We start from the raw sequence: 19163 nt of genomic DNA, 5'->3' as shown, positions 1-19163 counted from the left end.
CCCATGCTGACGCGTGCCGAGCGGAGACGCGGGATAGGCTGGGGGCTGCTGAGCCTGATCGGCATCGGCCTTTTCGTCGGTATCGCTATCGTTGCCCTTCTGTCTTTCGATGCGGGCAACACCCAAAGCCGGCTGTTCACCGCCTATACCGGGCGAATTCTTCGCTTCACCCTGCTGCAGGCGGTTCTTTCGACCCTGCTGTCGGTGGTCTTCGCGCTTCCCGTCGCACTCGCGCTCGCACGACGCCCACGCTTTCCGGGCCGCGTGTGGGTCATCCGGCTTATGGCGTTGCCGATGGGCCTGCCGGTGCTGATCGGCGCGCTCGGCCTGATCGGCATCTGGGGACGACAGGGCGTGATGAACAGCCTGCTATTGAAGCTGGGGCTCGAGCAGCCGGTCAGCATTTACGGGCTTTCCGGCATCCTGCTCGCGCATGTGTTCTTCAACCTCCCGCTCGCGGCAAGGCTGCTGCTCGCGGCACTGGAACGGTTGCCGGCGGAATATTGGCTGCTCTCCTCCAGCCTGGGAATGAAACCCTTTTCCGTTTTCCGTTTCATCGAGTGGCCTGCGGCACGGCGCGTCATCCCCGGCATCGCTGGCCTGATCTTCATGCTCTGCGCCACCAGTTTCACGCTCGTCCTGGTGCTCGGCGGCGGGCCGGCCGCGACGACGCTCGAGGTCGCGATCTATCAATCGCTGCGTTTCGATTTCGATCCGCCCCGTGCCATTGCGTTGTCGCTGCTGCAGATCGGCATCACTGCGCTGATCCTGATCGCCATTTCGCTTTTTCCAGCCCCTGACGATAGCGGCATCACGGCTGGCCGGGCGACGCGCCGTTTCGATGGCCGGACATGGCCGGCACGGCTCTGGGACACATGCGCCATTCTGCTCGCCACTGCATTCCTGGTCCTGCCGCTCGCCTCGATCGCCGCTGCGGGCGTTCACGCCAATCTCTGGAACCTCGCCACCAGCCCCGCCTTCCTGCGCGCCGCATGGACCAGTTTCGTGATCGCGCTTTCCGCCGGCCTGCTGGCCGTCCTGACGTCCCTGGCGATCATTGCAGGACGCGGGGCGGTCGCCGACATGAAGCGGGCCGGCGGAACTGCCAGGACATTTTCCATCTCCCTCGGTGGCATGTCCTCGCTGGTGCTGCTGGTGCCGCCCGTCGTGCTCGGCACCGGCTGGTTCCTGATGCTGCGGCCATTCGGCGATGTCGCCCGTTTCGCCCCGGCGCTGGTGGCGATCATCAACATGCTGATGGCCCTTCCCTTCGTGATGCGCGTCCTGGCACCGGCGCTGGAAACGCACCGCAAGCGGACCGCCAGGCTGTCGGCGAGCCTTGGCCTTTCAGACTTTTCGCGGGCATGGAGGATCGATTTGCCGGTTCTGGCGAAGCCGCTGCTGACGGCGCTGTCCTTCGCCATGGCGCTGTCGCTCGGCGACCTCGGCGCGGTGGCGCTGTTCGGCTCCAGCGAGCTCACCACCCTCCCCTGGCTTGTCTATAGCCGGCTATCCAGCTACCGCACCGATGATGCCGACGGACTGGCGCTCATCCTCGGCATCATCTGCCTGGCGCTGACGATGATCGGCACCGCCGGCCGGAGGGAAGCAGGCCATGGCTGACGGGATCGTGCTGAAAAAGGTCGAACTGAAGCTCGGCACCAGGGAATTCCGCTTCGACTGCGCTGTGCCAGCCGGCGCGGTGACGGCGATTACCGGTCCGTCCGGCTCCGGCAAGTCGACCTTCCTCAATCTCGTTGCCGGCTTCGAGACGCCGGACCGCGGCCATATTCTGATCGCCGGCGAGGACGTGACGGGGAAACATCCTTCGGAGCGTCCCGTATCGCTGGTCTTTCAGGACAACAACCTCTTCGCCCATCTGGACCTCGCCACCAATATCGGGCTCGGGATCAACCCGTCGCTCAAACTTTCCGGCAATGACCGGGCCGCGATCTCGCAGGCGCTGGAACGCGTGGACTTAAGCGGTTTTGAGAAACGGATGCCGGGGACGCTTTCCGGTGGCGAAAGGCAGCGTGCCGCATTCGCGCGGGCTCTGGTGCGCAAAAAACCGGTTCTGCTGATGGACGAGCCGTTCGCGGCCCTCGATCCCGGGCTCAGGCTTTCGATGGCCGGCCTGCTCATCGACCTTCATCGCGAGACGGGCAATACGGTGCTGATTGTAACCCATGATCCGAATGAGGTCGGCCGGTTGGCCGACCATGCGATCTTCATCGACCGCGGACAGATCCTGCTGCAGGCGCCGGCCGAGGAATTCCTCGCCCGGCGCGATATTCCGGCACTCGCCGAATTTCTTTCCGGCTGATCAGGCAGCCTTTCCGCGGAACCAGACGCCGGAGCGGATGGCGAGGAACAGGATCCCACCATAGGCGACCAGTCCAGCTGCCAGAGCAAAGAACAGACCGTTGAGCGATCCGGTAAATTCCAGCGCCACCCAGCCCCCGAGACCTGCAATGGCGAGTCTCAGAAAACCACAGGCAAGCGGCCAGAGCAGCTGGCCCGCGCCTTGGGAGGCGAAATAGAGCGCCAGCCCGCCGCCGAAGAAACCATAAACCGGCCCGACGATCTGCAGATATGCGACGCCCGCATCTATCGCTCCATGCTCCTCGCTGAACAGCGAGATCCACGCGACCGGGAAGATCGCCGCGATCAGGCCGATCGCCTCGGTGATGACGAAGGCAATCGCGGCGCCGGTGAAGGCGATGCGCATCGCGCGATCTTTCTGGCCGGCGCCCATATTGGTGCCAACAAGCGCCACCATCGGCGCACCGATGCCGAAGATCACCGGGATCAGCAGATATTCGAGCCTCGCGCCGGTACCGAAACCGGCGACGGCAGAGACACCCGCTTTGGTGGCCACCAGAGCCGTGGCAATGCCGATGGTCACATTGGTGAGAACGGAATTGATCGCCGCGGCAGCGCCGAGGCGGACAATATCCCGAAACATCGTCCAGCGGAGCGGGCCGATGCCGAAGCGCACGAGATTGCGGCCGGAGAGGATGTACCAGGCAAGCACCGCGGTGCCGCCGAAACTGTAGAGTGCCAGAGCCAGGCCGCCGCCGGCAATACCGAGCCCCGGGAACGGGCCGAAGCCGAAGATGAGAAGCGGCGAGACGGGCACGAGGAGTGCTGCCCCCACACAGGTGACCAGAGCCGGAAACAGCATGTTGCCCGTGCCGCGCACGACGCTCGCCAGGCCGTTCATCAGCCAGACGAACACCATGCCGCCGAACACCACGTTGGAATAGACGAGCGCCGCCTCGAGTTCCGCGCCTTCGCCGCCGAGCGCCCGATAGATCGGCCGGCCATAGGCGAGCATGACCGCCGAAAACAGCAGCCCGAGCACGATATTGACGACGACGGCATGCCAGGCAAGCAAGTCGGCATCCCCGCGCCGGCCGCTGCCGAGCGCGCGGGCGATGGCAGACGAGATCGCCCCACCGAAACCGCCGGCAGACATCATCTGCATCAGCATCACCGCAGGAAAGACCAGAGCCATGCCGGCCAGCGCCGCGGTGCCCATATGCGAAACCCACCAGGTTTCAATAAGGCCGGTCGAGGCCTGGGCGAGCATGATCAGGATATTCGGCCATGCGAGCCTGATCAGCATCGGCAGGATCGGATCCTGCAGCAGCTGCCGGGTCCGTGGATTGATCGGCGCCGCGTCCGGGTCTTCGAAGGCAGGCGCCGCTTCGACGGCTTCGGTGGTCACGGCACTCATCGATCAGCCTCTCTATGCTGCAATAACTGGTTCACGGATGGGTAGCGACGACGGATGCGTTCGCTCGCAGCCGGACCGGCCGCGTTGGTGAAGACGGGATCGTTGAGCGGCTTGCCGCTGCGACGGTCGACCATCACCGGATCGGCCTGCTCGCCGGTCTCCGTGTTGACGATCACCACACTTTCGCCCTCCGGCGCAAAATGCCGGTTTCCGAAGGCAAGCAGCGCCTGCACCACGGGCTTGAAGTCGCGACCGCGCTGCGTGAGGTGGTATTCGTCGCGCGGTGGCCGTTCGGAGTAGCGCCGCCGTTCCATCAGCCCGGACTCGACAAGCGACTTCAACCGGCTGGTCAGGATGTTCGGGGCGATATCGAGGTTGCGCTGGAATTCGTCGAAACGTGTCGTGCCTGCCAGTGCATCGCGCAGGATCAGGAAGCTCCAGCCCTCGCCGACATGCTTGAGACTGCGCAACACCGGGCATCCGGTGTCGAGGGGACCTGTTCGTTTCATAGATGTCTGCTCCGCGGAGACGCAGCCTTGTGGCACAAGTAGATTGCAATTTGCAAGTCACTATTTGCGTGATCACGTTTGGCGACAGGGAAGGCCGGACCGTTATGGAACTCGCCACAATTTGGACGTGCCGCGGTGGCATCGCGGAAAGGCAACGGGGATTTTCATTGCAAACGCACCAGCAAGACATATTTCAATAAGAGCATCTGTGCATTCGACGCGAAAATCGCTAAGCGACATAGAGAAGGAGCCAGCTTGGATCGAGAGGACCTCTGCCAAGCTGGATGGCGGACCTTGGGAATAATGGTGCGGAAGACGAGGACGATGAGGCGCGACACAGCGATCCCGGCTGTCTGGACGATTGTCCGTGCCCTGCCCGGCCGGCGGGCCGTGGGCGCCCTGCTGTTCAGCGGTGCGATCCTTTCCGGCTGCCAGTCGCTCTTCGACCAGGCCTATACGCCGAATGTCTCTCCCTCCGACTCGCCGCAGATCGTCGACGAGGTTCAGAAGAACGATCCGCGGGCGCAGATGGGCGCGCGCGAGCATCCGCGCATTGTCGCCAGCTACGGCGGCGAATATCGCGACGCCAAGACCGAGCGGCTGGTCGCCCGCATCGCAGGCGCGCTGACGGCCGTTTCCGAAAATCCCAACCAGTCCTTCCGCATCACGATCCTGAACTCGCCGGCGATCAACGCCTTCGCGCTGCCGGGCGGTTATCTTTATGTGACGCGCGGCCTTCTGGCGCTTGCCAATGACGCATCGGAAGTCGCAGCCGTGCTCTCGCACGAGATGGGCCACGTCACCGCCAACCACGGCATCGAACGCCAGCGCCGCGAAGAGGCGGAAGTGATCGCGAGCCGCGTCGTCGCCGAAGTCCTCTCCAGCGATCTTGCCGGCAAGCAGGCGCTGGCCCGCGGCAAGCTCAGGCTCGCGGCATTTTCGCGCCAGCAGGAACTGCAGGCCGACGTGATCGGCGTGCGGATGCTCGGCGAAGCGGGCTACGACCCCTATGCGGCAGCTCGCTTCCTGGATTCGATGGCGGCCTATGCCCGCTATTCGGCGGTCGATCCGGACAGCGACCAGAGCCTCGACTTCCTGTCGAGCCATCCGAACTCCGCCCAGCGCGTCGATCTCGCACGCCGCCATGCCCGCAATTTTGGCCAGGAAGGCACGGTCGGCGACAAGGGGCGCGATTATTACATCGCCGGCATCGATGGCCTGCTCTACGGCGACAGCCCGCAGGAGGGCTATGTCCGCGGCCAGACTTTTCTGCACGGCGGCCTCGGCATCCGTTTCGACGTGCCGCCGGACTTCCGCATCGACAACAAGGTGGAAGCGGTGCTGGCGACCGGCCCCGGCGAAACGGCGATCCGCTTCGACGGCGTTGCCGCGGGCGATAACGACAATCTGCCGAACTACCTGACGAGCGGCTGGGTCGCGGGCCTGCAGCCGGACACGGTGCGGGAGATCCAGGTGAACGGCATGCCTGCGGCAACCGCACGGGCTTCCGCCGAACGCTGGGATTTCGATGTGACGGTTATCCGCGTCGACAATCAGATTTTCCGTTTCCTGACGGCAGTGCCGAAGGGCAGTCCGGCGCTCGATACGACTGCCGAGATCCTGCGTTCAACCTTCCGCCGGATGACGCCTCAGGAAATCGCGACGCTGAAGCCGCTGCGGGTGCGTATCGTCACGGCGACCAAGGACGACACCATCGCATCGCTATCGGCGCGCGTAATGGGAACGGATCGCAAGCTCGATCTCTTCAAGCTGATCAACGCCCTGCCAGCCGGGGCGACGATCTCCCCGGGCCAGAAGTTCAAGATCATTTCCGAATGAGATCGGGGGCCGCCTCAGCAGGCGGCCGCAGCCATCTGCGGATTGGCCGACACCAGCGCCGACTTGAGCTTTTCGATCGCCCGGCTTTCGATCTGCCGCACACGTTCCTTTGAAATGCCGAGTTCGGCGCCGAGCGCTTCGAGCGTGGCGCCATCGTCCGTCAGGCGGCGGGCGCGAATAATCTTCTTTTCCCGGTCGTTGAGCTTGGTGAGCGCGCCCTGCAGCCATTTCAGCCGCCGCTCGCCGTCGATCATCCCGGAAACCTGCTCATCCGGCAGCGGTTCGGCACTCGCCAGCATATCCAGCCGTTCGCCGCTATCCGCATCGCCGGCGATCGACGGCGCCTGCAGCGAGGAATCGTTGCCGGAAAGCCGGGCATCCATGGTCTGGACATCGGAAACGCTGACGCCGAGCGCCACTGCGATCTCCTCGTGAATTGCCCGTGCGGTGAGATTGGAATCGCCGCGGGCGAGCTTGGCGCGCAGCCGGCGAAGATTGAAGAACAGCGCCTTCTGCGCTGAACTGGTGCCTCCCCGCACGATCGACCAGTTTCGAAGAATGTAATCCTGCATCGAGGCGCGAATCCACCAGCTGGCATAAGTGGAAAAACGCACGTCGCGGGCCGGTTCAAACCTTGCCGCCGCTTCGAGCAGCCCTACATAGCCCTCTTGTACGAGGTCGCTCATTGGCAATCCGAAGCCACGAAACTTCGAAGCCATGGCGATCACCAGACGCATATGCGCAAGGGCAATCTGGTTTCGGGCATCCTGGTCCTGATCGTCCTTCCAGCGGACCGCCAGATCGCGCTCCTCCTCCCGGGCGAGATATGGAGCGGACATTGCTATCTTGATCATCGTGCGGTCTGCGGACATGGCTGTCATGGTGTTCTCCGTGAACGGTCTGATCCGACAAAAGCAGCGAGGCACAAACCAGGGACACCGTGCACGCGACAAGCCCGAACGATGATGGAGTGAATATCCTGCCGCTTTTGCTCCCCTCGTCTTGAGTTCCGCGGGGGGATTACCGACCGTCTCGAGAGACCGATCTTCCGCCCCGCACTTTAGCTGTCCCGAACGCAAACCGACGCACATCAGTTCGCCGTTCCGGCGGATTAACGCGGAGACGGGCAAAAAGTTCCAATAAAAAACCCGGCTCGAAGGCCGGGTTTTTGGGAGAACTATGGATGGATGATCAGGCCGCTTCTTCCTGCGCCTCATCTTCCTCGATGTTCTTGCCGCGCTTGGGACCCTTGGCGAGATTGACCTCGACAAGGCGGACGGCTTCGGTTTCGGACATCTTGTTCACGGCAGCGATTTCACGAGCCATGCGATCGAGAGCGGCTTCGTAAAGCTGACGCTCGGAATAGGATTGTTCCGGCTGGTTGTCGGCGCGATAGAGGTCGCGAACCACTTCCGCGATCGAGATCAGATCGCCGGAATTGATCTTTGCATCATATTCCTGGGCGCGGCGCGACCACATGGTGCGCTTCACGCGGGCCTTGCCTTGAACAACCTTGAGAGCGCGCTCGACAAAATCCGTTTCGGACAGCTTGCGCATGCCGATGCTGACGGCCTTTGCGACTGGCACCTTGAGGCGCATCTTGTCCTTTTCGAAATCGATTACGAAAAGCTCAAGCTTCATGCCGGCCACTTCCTGCTCTTCAATCGCAGAGATAGTGCCTACACCATGAGCGGGATATACGATCGATTCACCAGTCTTGAAGCCCTGGCGTCCGGGAGAAGTCTTTTTCTGCTGAGTCGTCATTCGTTTCACAAACTCCCTGTTACTCACCCATTGCCGGGTCGGGGGAACCGGGTCTGTCAGGCCCGGATGAGACGGGGGAAACCGTCGGGTCACTCCATACTGGTCCGACCAACGCGAGCGAAAAACACCCATCGGGAACTGCGACCGACAACATTCAAGCGTTGCAATGTCACGGAAACCGCGCTTTGGGTGGTCTGTTGCTTTCGTGATGTTTTTTGGGCACGCACGTGCCGCCTTGTGGAACAGTTCTTATTGTCTACCACAAAAAAGTGCGGAAATCAATAATTTGCTTTTGCAGGTGCACAGAGCGCTACAACTGCGCTCTGCCCAACAAAAAGGCAAAGTGATTCGAAACGGCTCCCGAGCCATTCCGTCGCGGCAAATCTCAATCGCCCTTGCCGGGTTCGGCCGAGAAATACTGCTCGTACTTGTCGGCGACTCCGTCCATCTCCTTGGCTTCGGGCAGCGCCTCGCGCTTGACCGTGATGTTGGGCCAGATCTGAGCGAATTCAGTGTTTATCTTGAGCCATTTGTCGAGGCCTGGTTCCGTGTCCGGCTTGATCGCCTCGGCGGGACATTCCGGTTCGCAGACGCCACAGTCGATGCACTCGTCGGGATGGATGACGAGGAAGTTTTCGCCTTCATAAAAGCAGTCGACCGGGCAGACCTCGACGCAGTCGGTATATTTGCAGCGGATACAATTGTCGGTCACGACATACGTCATGCGGCACTCCAGGACTTTCGCGGATCAGCGGCACGTCGACGGATGGGAAGCGCCGGCACACCGGAAAGCCGGGAGAGGCGAAAACCCAACTGCAAAAATGACAGGAGGTAGGCGATCCGGCTTTTCGACAGTCAGGTAAAGCCTTTGGCTTTGCTTAGCAAGGATATCCGTGCTGAAAACCTTGGCGCAGCGGGTCGTTTTTTCTAATCTAGGTCCGCGTCGATACCCGGAAACAGCCGATCGGTCTCGCGGCGCTCCTTCTTGGTCGGTCGACCGCTTCCCTGCGCGCGTTGCGCCTGCTCGAACAGCGTCAGCCTTTTTGTTTCTTCAGGAGGCGGACTGATGTCTTCATAGAGCAGCCGGGCCTCTTCGAAGGGCCCCCGCCGTTCCCCGCCGGTCTTCACCACCAGCACAAGATCGCGACGCTCGAGCTTGAGATCGATGCGATCACCCGGCTTCACCTGGGAGCTCGGCTGGGAAACCAGATCGCCGTTCACCCGCACGTGGTTGGAGCGGATCATATCCTGGGCGATCGACCGCGACTTCGCCATGCGGGCAAAAAACAGCCACTTGTCGATGCGCTGACGCGAACCGGATTGTGGCTGTTTTTCCGTCATGGGCCTTACTTCTTCATCTGCTCCTTGAGAGCTGCGAGCTTTGCAAAGGGCGAGTCCGGATCGATCGGCTTTTCCTTGCGGGGCGGCTTGGCCTCGAAGCGAGCAGGCTGCGGCCCTTTGCCGCGGTCGTTGCGCTCCGGACGCGGACCACCTTCGTGGCGCTCCCCGCGGTTCGGGCGATCACCCCCGCGGTTGTTGGTATTGTTGTTATCTGGCCGGCGGTTGTTGTCGCGGTTCGGCTTGCCGCCGTCCTTGCGTTCACCGCCGCTGCGTTCGCCGGCCGGGCGTGCATCACGCCGCTCGCCACCGTCGCGACGGCCCTGAGCCGGCTGGCCGGCTTCGCCACCGGCATTGTTGCGCTGGCCGCCATGGCCACGACGATCGCCATGCTGGGGCCGTCCGCCGCGCTGGTTGCTTTCACGACCGCCGCCCGGACGCCACAACAGGACCGGCTTCGGCTCTCCGGCCTCGGCAGCCTTTGCCTCGTCGGTGACGTCTCCAGCCGCAGCCTGCTCAGCGGGAGCCTCTTCCGAAGCAGCCGGTTCTGCAGCAACCGTCTCAGCCGGCGCGGCATCAGCCACGGCCTCGGCGGGAGCTGCCTCCGTCGCAGTCTCGGCCGGAGCCTCACTCGCATCGGCGTCGTCTGTTTCGGAGACTTCGGGTGCATCTCCTGCCGAAGCTGGAGCAGCCGCAACGTTCACGGAACCTGCATCGTGGCCTGCAAGGAACGCCTGTGCCTCTTCCGCCTTCACGGCGTCGGCACGGTATCCGAGGCCCTTGAGAATTTCTTCCATATCGTCCGGCGTCGCGCCGAGAATGGAGAGCATCGCGGTCGTGGTCGTAAAGCGGCGACCGTCATATGCCCCTTCCGGACGCGGTGTCGAGCCCGGCTTCCACTGCAGAAGCGGGCGGATGAGATCGGCAAGGCGCTCCAGGATGTCGATACGCACGGCGCGCTTGCCTAGGAAACGAAAACCCGCGAGCTTGTAGAACATCCGCTCGAACGTCGGATCGGCGACCACCGATGTGCGTCCCGCAGCCAGTGCCGGGATGAGATCGCCGTAACCGGGCTTGTCGAGGCCGTCGTTCTTCAGCGCCCAGAGGAGCGTGATGAGTTCGGCCGGTGCCGGCTTCAGAAGCATCGGCATGAAGACATGATAGGCGCCGAAACGGATGCCGTAGCGACGCATCGAGGCACGCGCATCCTGATCGAGCGACTTGACGTCGTCCGCGACGTCGCGCCTGAACAGCACGCCGAGACTTTCGACGAGCTGGAAGGCGAGGCCCTTGGCGAGGCCCTGCAGGTCTTCGGCACGCGACAGATCGTCGAGCGGCTTCAGAACCGTGGCGATGTGATGGTTGACGAAGCGCTCGAGGCGGGCGAGCACATGTTCGCGCGCATTGCCGGTCAGCTGCTCGTCGGAGAGCAGGATGACGCGCGGCCGCATGACATGCTCGGTCGGTGCAAGACGGGCGATGGGCTCGCCGAGCCAGCGAACGGACCCGTCGGAGCCGACCGCCAGATCGCTGTTGCCGGAGGCATAGAGCCTCGCGGCCCGCGCCTCGAATTCGAGCGCCAGCGCTTTCTGAGCGGCACCCTGCACCGCCTTGGCGTCGGGGCCCTCGGTTCCCGAAACGGGCGTGAACCGGAAACCGGCCAATTGCCCGACGTGATGTCCTTCTACAAAGACATCGCCATTCACACTGATTTCAGCTTCCAGCATCGCATTCTCTCTCAGGCGCTTCATGAGCACAGATGTCCTGCGATCAACAAAGCGTTTCGTCAACCTTTCATGTAGCGCGTCCGATAACCTATCCTCTATTTCCCGTGTCTTTTCTTGCCAGTGTGTCGGATCGGCAAGCCAACCAGGGCGATTAGAGACGTAGGTCCATGTCCGGATCTGCGCTATGCGGGCCGATAATGTGTCGATTTCACCATCGGTGCGGTCGGCGCGGCGGACCTGTTCCGCCATGAATTCTTCATTCACCGTCCCGAAGCGTACAAGATCGGAAAAAAGAGTCGAAATAAGGTCCGCGTGCTGCGCCGGCGCAATTCGTCGATAGTCCGGCAGCGCGCAGGCCTCCCAGAGCTTCTCGACGCGCTGGGGCGTCGTCGCAATGTCCTTGATTTCGGGATAACGCGAAAGATAATCAAAGGCTTGGCTGTCGGTCGCGGGAAGCGCCCTTGTCAATCCTTGCAGGGTCGGCGAGGCATCCAGGCTATCCCGCAGAGCCTTGAGCGACGAAAAATCGAGGTTTTTCGACCGCCATTGCAGCACTTTGACATGATCGAAGTGGTGACTTTCGATTCGCTCGACCAGTTCGTCCTCAAAAGGCGCGACCTGTCCGGTCACGCCGAACGTCCCGTCCCGCACATGCCGCCCGGCGCGGCCGGCGATCTGCGCCAGTTCTGCCGGATTGAGGCTGCGGAACTGATAGCCGTCGAATTTCCGGTCCTGGGCGAACGCCACGTGATCGACATCGAGATTGAGTCCCATGCCGATCGCATCGGTCGCAACGAGATATTCGACATCGCCGGACTGGTAGAGGCCGACCTGCGCATTGCGGGTACGCGGACTGAGCGCGCCCAGCACCACCGCAGCGCCGCCGCGCTGGCGGCGAATGAGCTCGGCGATCGCATAGACCTCGTCGGCCGAAAACGCCACGATGGCGGACCGCTGCGGCAGGCGGGTGATCTTTTTCTGGCCCGCGTAAAAGAGCTGCGAGAGGCGCGGCCGCTCGACGATGGTTATTCCCGGCAGAAGCCGCTCGAGGATCGGCCGCATGGTTGCCGCACCCAGGAGCAGCGTTTCGTCGCGCCCGCGCAAGTGCAGGATGCGGTCGGTAAAGATATGGCCGCGCTCGAGATCGCCGGCGAGCTGCACCTCGTCGATCGCGACGAACGAGGCCTTCGTCTCGCGTGGCATGGCCTCGACGGTGCAGACGGAAAAGCGGGCGTTCGGCGGAGTGATCTTTTCCTCGCCGGTGACGAGCGCCACCTGCGAGGCGCCGACCTTCTCGACAAGGCGCGTATAGACCTCGCGGGCCAGCAGCCGGAGCGGCAGGCCGATCACACCGGTGCCATGCGCCACCATGCGCTCGATGGCATAATGGGTCTTGCCGGTATTGGTAGGTCCGAGGACGGCGGTGACGCCGCGCCCGCTGAGCATCATGGGCTGGAAATTCAATGCCTGGTTCCGCGCATCACATAAGGCTTGGGTTTCGCACCTGCGCCCAAAACTCCAAGCCTCGCAACACATGGCGATCTCGGCCGGCAAACGCAAGCCTGAAGAATGGTTTTGCGACCGAAGAGTGATCGCTGAAGGCAGCAAATCAACGCTCGGCGATTCGAATTTTATACGCAAAGGAACAGACGCGAACGAATCGGAGACGAATCGCCGACTCAAGATGATTCAGCTTTTGTTCACCGCTATATGTTGATGCGACTCCGGACTTCTCCACGACATCCTGAATCTGCATCAAGATTGAGTGCGCACAACCGCAGGATTCATCCCAAAGCTGTGCTTTCACGAAGAATCGGAAGAGTCAATCCATTGATATGGTTAATGTTTCATGAACCCATTCAGGCTGCTCCACCCTCGTTTTGAGCACGGAATTAAGATTCAGGCCAAAGGCGGAACGAATCGCCGACGAATCACAGACATCCATGTCTTCGCTATTTGTTCTCACAAGATATGGTAGGTCCCATAAGGAGAAACCCGCAAGAAAACCGTCGCGGTAAAGACCTCGGAAGCAAATCGTTCAGCTGCCATTAACATTGGCTAACGCACTTTGACCGCACGTGAGAGCACACGCTTGCAAGCCGATGGAACAAAAATCGCGCCGCTACGTTTCCTCGCCAAATCCATACCGGATTATCTAGCGGAGTAGAAAAATCATGCTCGGAACCGTGTTGCTCGTCATCCTCATTCTGCTACTCATTGGCGCCTTGCCGAATTGGGGTTATAGCCGAGGCTGGGGCTATGGTCCGTCGGGCGGATTGGGCCTTGTCGTGCTTATCATCATTATCCTGCTGCTGATGGGCAGGATTTAAAAGCGGCGTAGCCGTGTGTACCAAAGGGAAGGGAAACTGACATGATGAAGAAGATTCTGATTGCGGGCTGCATGATCGGCACGCTCGCCTCCTGTACTGCAACTGAACGCGGCACCGCAATCGGCGCCGGCACGGGTGCCGTTATCGGCGGCGCCGTGACGAATAGCTGGGGTGGCGCGGCAGTTGGCGCAGTTGCAGGCGGCCTGGTCGGCGCTGCGATCGGCCAGTCCTCGGAACGCCGCGGCTACTGCATCTATCGCGACCGTTACGGCCGTCGTTACGAGGCCCGTTGCCGCTAATCGCGAGCAACAATCCAGTCCCTCAGGACCGGTGCCCGAGCAATCGGCGCCGGTTTTGTTTTGCCCTGGAGAAACCGTCGGCATTAACCCTTGGCCAAAGCCGGAACGAATCGCCGACGAATCGGCGACATCACCCGTTTCGCGGTTTGTTCACCGCAAGATGTCGTGTAAAAACAATTTGTTAACCATAGAGACCGGGCGTTTCAGCGCACCGTCATGCGCTGAAACCTGCTCAAAGGTTAATGACGGAGATCAGCTCGCGAAGAACTGGCCGCCATTCGCCGTCAGCGTCGAACCGGTGATGAAGCCGGCATCATCGGAAGCGAGGAAGACGACGCAACGGGCAATCTCTTCCGGCTCGCCGAGGCGTCCGACAGGGATCAAGGGGAGTATCCGCTCGTTCAGCACCTTTTCCGGGACCGCACGCACCATTTCGGTCGCGATGTAGCCGGGGCAGATGGCGTTGACGGTGATGTTCTTTGAAGCGCCTTCCTGGGCCAGCGCCTTGGTAAAACCGAGATCGCCCGCCTTGGCTGCCGAATAGTTCACCTGACCCATCTGGCCCTTCTGGCCGTTGATCGACGAGATGTTGACGACCCGGCCGAATTCGCGCTCGCGCATGCCGTTCCAGATCGGATGCGTCATGTTGAAGAGGCCGGTCAGGTTGGTGCCGATCACCTCGTTCCACTGTTCAGGCGTCATCTTGTGGAACATGCCGTCACGGGTGATGCCCGCATTGTTGACGAGCACCTCGATCGGGCCGAGCTCGGCCTCCACTTTTGCTATTCCGTCGACGCAGGCCTGGTAGCTGGAGACATCCCACTTGAAGACCGCAATCCCGGTCTCGTCATGGAAGGCTTTCGCCTTTTCCTCATTGCCCGCAAAATTTGCCGCGACACGATAACCTGCCGCCTTCAACGCGACGGAGATGGCTGCCCCGATCCCACGCGTTCCTCCCGAAACCAATGCAACCCTGCTCATGCGATCTTCCCCTCTTCGATTTGATCCGGTCCTTCTATGTGATCGGATACTTACCTATTTTGACATGCTTTCAGTGGGGAGATAGTCCCGCCGCAGAGTTTTGCAACCTCGGCGGGACTATCCACAATCATTCTATCGCATCACATGGCTTCGAGGCACATGGCGACGCCCATGCCGCCGCCGATGCACAGCGTGGCAAGACCCTTCTTGGCGCCGCGGCGCTTCATCTCGAAGAGGAGCGTGTTGAGGATGCGAGCGCCCGACGCGCCGATCGGATGGCCGATGGCGATCGCGCCACCATTGACGTTGACGATCGACGAATCGAAACCGAGATCCTTGACGACGGCGCAGGATTGCGCGGCAAAGGCTTCGTTGGCCTCGATGAGATCGAGATCGCCGACTTTCCAGCCTGCCTTTTCGAGCGCCTTGCGGGAAGCCGGGATCGGGCCGGTGCCCATGATCTGCGGATCGACGCCGGCAGTCGCCCAGGAAACGATGCGAACCATCGGCGTGATGCCGCGGCGGGCGGCTTCCGCTTCCGTCATCAGCACGGCAGCGGCAGCGCCGTCATTGAGGCCAGAGGCGTTGCCGGCGGTCACCGTGCCTTCCTTGTCGAAGGCCGGCCGCAGCTTGGCCATTGAATCCAGCGTCGCGCCGGCACGGATGTATTCGTCGTTCTCGACCGTCACATCACCCTTCCGCGTCTGGATGATATACGGGATGATCTCGTCCTTGAAGCGGCCGGCATTCTGCGCGGCTTCCGCCTTGTTCTGAGAAGACACGGCGAACTGGTCCTGCTCCTCGCGGGAGAGCTGCCACTGGCGGGCGATGTTCTCCGCCGTGATGCCCATGTGGTAGCCGTAGAACGCGTCGGTCAGGCCGTCCTTGATCATCGTGTCGATCATCTTGAAATCGCCCATCTTCACGCCGCCGCGAAGGTGCGCGCAATGCGGCGCCATGGACATCGATTCCTGGCCGCCGGCAACGATGATCTTGGCGTCGCCAAGCGCGATCTGCTGCATGCCGAGCGCGACGGCGCGCAGACCCGAGCCGCAGAGCTGGTTGATGCCCCAGGCTGTGGCTTCCTTCGGCACACCGGCCTTCATCGCCGCCTGTCGGGCCGGGTTCTGGCCCTCGCCCGCCGGCAGGACCTGACCGAGGATGACCTCGTCCACCTCAGCCGCATCGACGCCGGCGCGCGCCAGCGCACCCTTGACCGCCGCCGCGCCCAGTTCATGCGCCGGGACATTGGCAAAGGCGCCATTGAAGGAGCCGACCGCGGTACGGCCAGCGGCTGCGATCACGATGGATGGATTAGACATGGACGTTTCCTCTTATCCGTTATTTGTCTGCGAGACTGGCAAAGCTTGAGCCGAGAGTCAAACGGCAGCCGGACCGCGCTGCCAACCCGTCGGGCGTTTCGAAAATGCCCGTTAAATTTCACGGGTTTGCTGCGCAACAAACCCGTCGCCGCGCCGCACAAATCGTTTGTAAGTCCTCGCCATTTAGGCTTACATTCCTGTCGGGAGAAGCAGCCAATCGATAATGACCAAACCATATTGACGGGAGCAGGAGGCAATCATGGCGAAGACCGAAGGCGAAATCATAATCAAGAAATATGCCAACAGGCGCCTCTACAACACGGGCACCAGCACCTATGTGACGCTGGAAGACCTGGCGAAGATGGTGAAGAAGGGCGAGGACTTCACCGTTCAGGACGCCAAGAGCGGTGACGACATCACCCATTCGGTCCTGACCCAGATCATCTTCGAGCAGGAATCGAAGACCGGCAACACGCTGCTGCCGATTTCCTTCCTGCGGCAGCTGATTTCCTACTACGGCGACCAGATGCAGATGGTGGTTCCGACCTTCCTCGAACACTCGATGAAGGCTTTCACCGACCAGCAGGTTCAGATGCGCGAACAGATGACGCGCGCCTTTGGCGATACGCCGCTCAGCAAGAACCTGCAGATGCCGATCCAGATGATGGAAGAGCATGTACGCCGCAACACGGACATGTTCCGCCAGGCCATGCAGATGTTCTCGCCGTTTACGGGACAGCCCCAGGCGCCTGTCGCCAAGAAGACCGACGCCAAGGATATCGACGAGTTGAAGGAACAGCTCCGCAACCTGCAGAGCCGCCTCGATAATCTCTAAGACCTGAAGGGCGTCTAGAGCCCGATCGACACGTCACGGCCGGCTGCGCGGATTGCCACCGCAAAGCCGCCGATTACGTCGACGAAAGTGATCGTCATCAGGATGAAGAAGATCTGCGTCGCGGCATCCCGCACCAGCAGGAATTCGACCAGGTAGGCGATGAAAACCAGCATCGACAGCATGTGGTTGATCAGCGAACCGCGGCCGTTGCGGCTGGCTTTCAGGATTTCCACGAACAGGAAGACCAGCGAGATCACGATGATCACGTCGCCGAGCGTCATGGTCCAGACGGCACCCGACAGCATCTGAAGCGAGCTGATGACGTTGCCGAGCGACGCGACACCGCCGCCGCCCAGAATGCCGAGCATGCCCAGGTTATAGAGAATGAACGGGATGATCATCAGCGGCAATGCGGCAAGCATGGTCTTAAGACTCCAATCGGGTGGGCCGGACTGTACGTGCTTGCCTTGCTTACGCAAGTCTTTGCGCAATTAAACAAATCATTGCGCAACAAAAAAGGCCGGCATAGCCGGCCTTTGATGCAATAGAACAAAAAACGCTTATGCGTTTTCCTTTGGCGTCAGAACCTGACGGCCGCGATACATGCCGGTCTTCAGATCGACATGGTGCGGGCGGCGCAGTTCGCCGGAGTTCTTGTCTTCGACATAGGTCGGAGCCTTGAGTGCGTCTGCGGAGCGGCGCATACCGCGCTTCGACGGGCTCGTTTTTCTCTTCGGTACAGCCATTTTCGTTACTCCACTTGCGTGCAAAACATAATCCCCGGCCGGAACTGAGGCCGATTGGACATGTCTCGATCTCGGAAATTTGGGCGGCTTATACATGCCCTGCCGGGCTTTGACCAGTCCCCGCCTGGATTTTTTGAGAAATATGCGAGCTAGGCCTCGTCCTCCGGCACGATCCAGGTTTCGGCAAGCGCCGCCTCCTGCCACTTGAGCCAGGCCGGATGCGATTTCATCGCCGTCATATAAGCGAGCGTCTCGGCATCGATCGCCAAGTCGTAGACGTCCAAACGATTGACGACAGGCGCAAACATCGCGTCCGCTCCGGAAAATTCGCCGAACAGGAATGGCCCTCCGGACTTCGCCCTGAGTTCGCGCCAGATGGTCTCGATGCGCGCCACGTCGTCCATGACGCCGTCCGGGAGCGCGATCCTCGCCTTCGGGCGACGCATGTTCATCGGGCAGGCATTGCGCAACGCCCGGAAGCCGGAAATCATCTCCATCGAGATGGAACGCGCAACCGCGCGGTCGGCAGCGGCTTTCGGCCAGATGCCGTTGTCCGGGAAAAGCTCCGCGGCGTATTCGATGATCGAAAGCGATTCCCAGACGCGAATATCGCCCTGGTGCAGCACCGGCACCTTGCCGGTCGGCGAGATCGGCCTGAATTTCGGATTGCCGGCCGGGAAATCGAAGGGGATCAGCACCTCCTCGAAGGGGATGCCCGCCGCCGTCAGCGCAATCCAGGGGCGGAAGGACCAGGAGGAGTAATTCTTGTTACCGATATAAAGGGTAAGCTTTTCCATGCGCCACATCTCCGGTTGGTTCATTCAGCCTCATAATGGCCTTGCCCGGACGCGACCAATGAAATCGATAGACCTCAATCATAAATGCATTTGATGTAATCGCCGGAACCGCGCGCTCGGTTCTCGACGACACCGGCCAGGCGCTGCACGCCGCGGCTCGGTTTGCCGGCGACGCGGGTGATCGGATTGGGAAGCGCTACGGCCAGAAGGGCCGCCTGCCGGGCGCTCAGCTTCGAAGCCGGCACCTTGAAATGATATTGCGCCGCTGCCTCCGCGCCATAGATGCCCGGCCCCCATTCGGCGACGTTGAGATAGATCTCCATCATCCGCCGCTTCGACCAGACGAAATCGGCACCCATCGCCAACGGCAGTTCCAGCCCCTTGCGGATGAAGGAGCGACCGTTCCACAGGAACAGGTTCTTGGCCGTCTGCATCGGAATGGTGCTGGCGCCCCGCGTCGCCTCACCGTCGAGTGCATCCTCGACCACGCCGCGCATCTGGTTCCAGTCGACGCCGCCATGGAAGCAGAACTGGCCGTCCTCGGACATCATCACCGATCGGACGAGGTTGGGTGAAATCTCTTCGAGGCTTACCCAGCGCCGGTCGTATCCGCGAAACAGCGCCAGTTCCGACAGCATCAGCGTCGAGACTGGGCGGATGAACGGCAGCGCGTAGACGAAGATCAGCAGATAGGGCAACACCACCAGCGCGACCGCGATCAGCACGATCCGGCGGATCAGATTGCCGGACACTCGGCGCCGTCTCCACCCGGCCCTCACGGGCTCCTCCTCCTCCGACTGCTGTTCGGGTGTGATGTCCAATATCGCACTCGTCCCTCGTTTTGAGTTTCATAACCGTTCAACGTGGCCAAGGCGAGTCTGGTGCCGAAAACTTCGCGTGTCCTGGTGAATCGCCGTTGCCAGCCAACACTCGGCAT

The 19163-nt window shown here is 61.5% G+C and carries 19 protein-coding genes; 6 read left to right on the top strand and 13 right to left on the bottom strand.

The window, feature by feature from the left end; all coding sequences use genetic code 11:
* The first annotated feature begins 3 nt into the window (after positions 1 to 3).
* Together thiP and GQ59_RS11815 are read left to right on the top strand one after the other, a co-directional pair.
* Positions 4 to 1623, top strand: a complete 1620-nt coding sequence (thiP, locus tag GQ59_RS11820; RefSeq protein ID WP_037081371.1) for a thiamine/thiamine pyrophosphate ABC transporter permease ThiP — start codon at positions 4 to 6, stop codon at positions 1621 to 1623.
* Positions 1616 to 2323 (top strand): thiamine ABC transporter ATP-binding protein, encoded by a 708-nt coding sequence (locus GQ59_RS11815; protein WP_037081370.1) that lies wholly within the window; start codon positions 1616 to 1618, stop codon positions 2321 to 2323. The genes thiP and GQ59_RS11815 overlap by 8 nt, the downstream gene beginning before the upstream one ends.
* On the opposite strand, the gene GQ59_RS11810 is transcribed toward GQ59_RS11815, so the two are convergent.
* Positions 2324 to 3673 carry an MATE family efflux transporter gene (locus tag GQ59_RS11810; RefSeq protein ID WP_201772423.1) on the bottom strand — a complete coding sequence of 450 codons (1350 nt, stop codon included), beginning with the start codon at positions 3671 to 3673 and terminating at the stop codon, positions 2324 to 2326.
* Between the two features lie 62 nt (positions 3674 to 3735).
* Positions 3736 to 4248 (bottom strand): winged helix-turn-helix transcriptional regulator, encoded by a 513-nt coding sequence (locus GQ59_RS11805; RefSeq protein ID WP_037081366.1) that lies wholly within the window; start codon positions 4246 to 4248, stop codon positions 3736 to 3738.
* Between the two features lie 324 nt (positions 4249 to 4572).
* Between GQ59_RS11805 and GQ59_RS11800 the strand changes: the two genes are divergently transcribed.
* The gene (locus GQ59_RS11800; RefSeq protein WP_152564310.1) at positions 4573 to 6087 is read left to right on the top strand and encodes a M48 family metalloprotease; all 1515 of its coding nucleotides are present in this window, start codon (positions 4573 to 4575) and stop codon (positions 6085 to 6087) included.
* 14 nt (positions 6088 to 6101) lie between these two features.
* On the opposite strand, the gene GQ59_RS11795 is transcribed toward GQ59_RS11800, so the two are convergent.
* From GQ59_RS11795 to GQ59_RS11775, 5 genes are all read right to left on the bottom strand, one after another.
* Positions 6102 to 6968, bottom strand: a complete 867-nt coding sequence (locus GQ59_RS11795) for an RNA polymerase factor sigma-32 (protein WP_037081362.1) — start codon at positions 6966 to 6968, stop codon at positions 6102 to 6104.
* A 310-nt stretch (positions 6969 to 7278) separates the two neighbouring features.
* The gene (locus GQ59_RS11790; protein WP_037081360.1) at positions 7279 to 7851 is read right to left on the bottom strand and encodes a CarD family transcriptional regulator; all 573 of its coding nucleotides are present in this window, start codon (positions 7849 to 7851) and stop codon (positions 7279 to 7281) included.
* Positions 7852 to 8236: 385 nt separating this feature from the next.
* On the bottom strand, positions 8237 to 8575 hold the full coding sequence (gene fdxA, locus GQ59_RS11785) for a ferredoxin FdxA (RefSeq protein ID WP_037081359.1): 339 nt from the start codon (positions 8573 to 8575) through the stop codon (positions 8237 to 8239).
* Between the two features lie 203 nt (positions 8576 to 8778).
* A complete protein-coding gene (locus GQ59_RS11780) occupies positions 8779 to 9192 on the bottom strand; it encodes an RNA-binding S4 domain-containing protein (RefSeq protein WP_037081358.1) in 414 nt (137 codons plus the stop codon).
* A gap of 5 nt (positions 9193 to 9197) precedes the next feature.
* Complete coding sequence (locus GQ59_RS11775) at positions 9198 to 12365, bottom strand: helicase-related protein (RefSeq protein ID WP_037081357.1); 3168 nt, start codon at positions 12363 to 12365, stop codon at positions 9198 to 9200.
* A gap of 725 nt (positions 12366 to 13090) precedes the next feature.
* On the opposite strand from GQ59_RS11775, the gene GQ59_RS31055 reads away from it, so the two are divergent.
* Together GQ59_RS31055 and GQ59_RS11765 are read left to right on the top strand one after the other, a co-directional pair.
* The gene (locus GQ59_RS31055) at positions 13091 to 13246 is read left to right on the top strand and encodes a DUF3309 family protein (protein ID WP_007775119.1); all 156 of its coding nucleotides are present in this window, start codon (positions 13091 to 13093) and stop codon (positions 13244 to 13246) included.
* A gap of 41 nt (positions 13247 to 13287) precedes the next feature.
* A complete protein-coding gene (locus tag GQ59_RS11765) occupies positions 13288 to 13545 on the top strand; it encodes a YMGG-like glycine zipper-containing protein (protein ID WP_037081355.1) in 258 nt (85 codons plus the stop codon).
* Positions 13546 to 13797: 252 nt separating this feature from the next.
* Here GQ59_RS11765 and GQ59_RS11760 read toward each other — a convergent pair whose 3' ends face one another.
* Both GQ59_RS11760 and GQ59_RS11755 read right to left on the bottom strand, forming a co-directional pair.
* On the bottom strand, positions 13798 to 14526 hold the full coding sequence (locus GQ59_RS11760; protein WP_037081354.1) for a beta-ketoacyl-ACP reductase: 729 nt from the start codon (positions 14524 to 14526) through the stop codon (positions 13798 to 13800).
* Between the two features lie 140 nt (positions 14527 to 14666).
* Entirely contained in the window at positions 14667 to 15848 is a 1182-nt protein-coding gene (locus tag GQ59_RS11755; protein ID WP_037081352.1) for an acetyl-CoA C-acetyltransferase, read from the bottom strand.
* 259 nt (positions 15849 to 16107) lie between these two features.
* On the opposite strand from GQ59_RS11755, the gene phaR reads away from it, so the two are divergent.
* Entirely contained in the window at positions 16108 to 16683 is a 576-nt protein-coding gene (phaR, locus tag GQ59_RS11750; RefSeq protein ID WP_037081350.1) for a polyhydroxyalkanoate synthesis repressor PhaR, read from the top strand.
* Positions 16684 to 16697: 14 nt separating this feature from the next.
* On the opposite strand, the gene GQ59_RS11745 is transcribed toward phaR, so the two are convergent.
* The 4 genes from GQ59_RS11745 to mtgA all read right to left on the bottom strand — a co-directional run bounded on the left by GQ59_RS11745 (position 16698) and on the right by mtgA (position 19047).
* Positions 16698 to 17105 carry a hypothetical protein gene (locus tag GQ59_RS11745; RefSeq protein ID WP_037081348.1) on the bottom strand — a complete coding sequence of 136 codons (408 nt, stop codon included), beginning with the start codon at positions 17103 to 17105 and terminating at the stop codon, positions 16698 to 16700.
* A 138-nt stretch (positions 17106 to 17243) separates the two neighbouring features.
* On the bottom strand, positions 17244 to 17429 hold the full coding sequence (gene rpmF, locus GQ59_RS11740; RefSeq protein WP_037081346.1) for a 50S ribosomal protein L32: 186 nt from the start codon (positions 17427 to 17429) through the stop codon (positions 17244 to 17246).
* A gap of 149 nt (positions 17430 to 17578) precedes the next feature.
* A complete protein-coding gene (locus GQ59_RS11735) occupies positions 17579 to 18226 on the bottom strand; it encodes a glutathione S-transferase family protein (protein ID WP_037081344.1) in 648 nt (215 codons plus the stop codon).
* Between the two features lie 74 nt (positions 18227 to 18300).
* Entirely contained in the window at positions 18301 to 19047 is a 747-nt protein-coding gene (gene mtgA / locus GQ59_RS11730) for a monofunctional biosynthetic peptidoglycan transglycosylase (protein ID WP_432762581.1), read from the bottom strand.
* Positions 19048 to 19163 lie beyond the last annotated feature (116 nt).

The sequence above is a fragment of the Neorhizobium vignae genome (assembly GCF_000732195.1).
In the GTDB taxonomy this organism is placed as follows: Bacteria; Pseudomonadota; Alphaproteobacteria; order Rhizobiales; family Rhizobiaceae; genus Neorhizobium; species Neorhizobium vignae.
This window is presented reverse-complemented; position numbering and strand designations above follow the sequence as displayed.

Bases quoted from the DNA above. Each gene is read 5' to 3' on its own strand.
- thiP (WP_037081371.1), top strand. From the start codon at position 4: ATGCTGACGCGTGCCGAGCGGAGACGCGGGATAGGCTGGGGGCTGCTG.
- GQ59_RS11815 (WP_037081370.1), top strand. From the start codon at position 1,616: ATGGCTGACGGGATCGTGCTGAAAAAGGTCGAACTGAAGCTCGGCACC.
- GQ59_RS11805 (WP_037081366.1), bottom strand. From the start codon at position 4,248: ATGAAACGAACAGGTCCCCTCGACACCGGATGCCCGGTGTTGCGCAGT.
- GQ59_RS11800 (WP_152564310.1), top strand. From the start codon at position 4,573: ATGAGGCGCGACACAGCGATCCCGGCTGTCTGGACGATTGTCCGTGCC.
- GQ59_RS11795 (WP_037081362.1), bottom strand. From the start codon at position 6,968: ATGACAGCCATGTCCGCAGACCGCACGATGATCAAGATAGCAATGTCC.
- GQ59_RS11790 (WP_037081360.1), bottom strand. From the start codon at position 7,851: ATGACGACTCAGCAGAAAAAGACTTCTCCCGGACGCCAGGGCTTCAAG.
- fdxA (WP_037081359.1), bottom strand. From the start codon at position 8,575: ATGACGTATGTCGTGACCGACAATTGTATCCGCTGCAAATATACCGAC.
- GQ59_RS11780 (WP_037081358.1), bottom strand. From the start codon at position 9,192: ATGACGGAAAAACAGCCACAATCCGGTTCGCGTCAGCGCATCGACAAG.
- GQ59_RS11775 (WP_037081357.1), bottom strand. From the start codon at position 12,365: ATGATGCTCAGCGGGCGCGGCGTCACCGCCGTCCTCGGACCTACCAAT.
- GQ59_RS31055 (WP_007775119.1), top strand. From the start codon at position 13,091: ATGCTCGGAACCGTGTTGCTCGTCATCCTCATTCTGCTACTCATTGGC.
- GQ59_RS11765 (WP_037081355.1), top strand. From the start codon at position 13,288: ATGATGAAGAAGATTCTGATTGCGGGCTGCATGATCGGCACGCTCGCC.
- GQ59_RS11760 (WP_037081354.1), bottom strand. From the start codon at position 14,526: ATGAGCAGGGTTGCATTGGTTTCGGGAGGAACGCGTGGGATCGGGGCA.
- GQ59_RS11755 (WP_037081352.1), bottom strand. From the start codon at position 15,848: ATGTCTAATCCATCCATCGTGATCGCAGCCGCTGGCCGTACCGCGGTC.
- phaR (WP_037081350.1), top strand. From the start codon at position 16,108: ATGGCGAAGACCGAAGGCGAAATCATAATCAAGAAATATGCCAACAGG.
- GQ59_RS11745 (WP_037081348.1), bottom strand. From the start codon at position 17,105: ATGCTTGCCGCATTGCCGCTGATGATCATCCCGTTCATTCTCTATAAC.
- rpmF (WP_037081346.1), bottom strand. From the start codon at position 17,429: ATGGCTGTACCGAAGAGAAAAACGAGCCCGTCGAAGCGCGGTATGCGC.
- GQ59_RS11735 (WP_037081344.1), bottom strand. From the start codon at position 18,226: ATGGAAAAGCTTACCCTTTATATCGGTAACAAGAATTACTCCTCCTGG.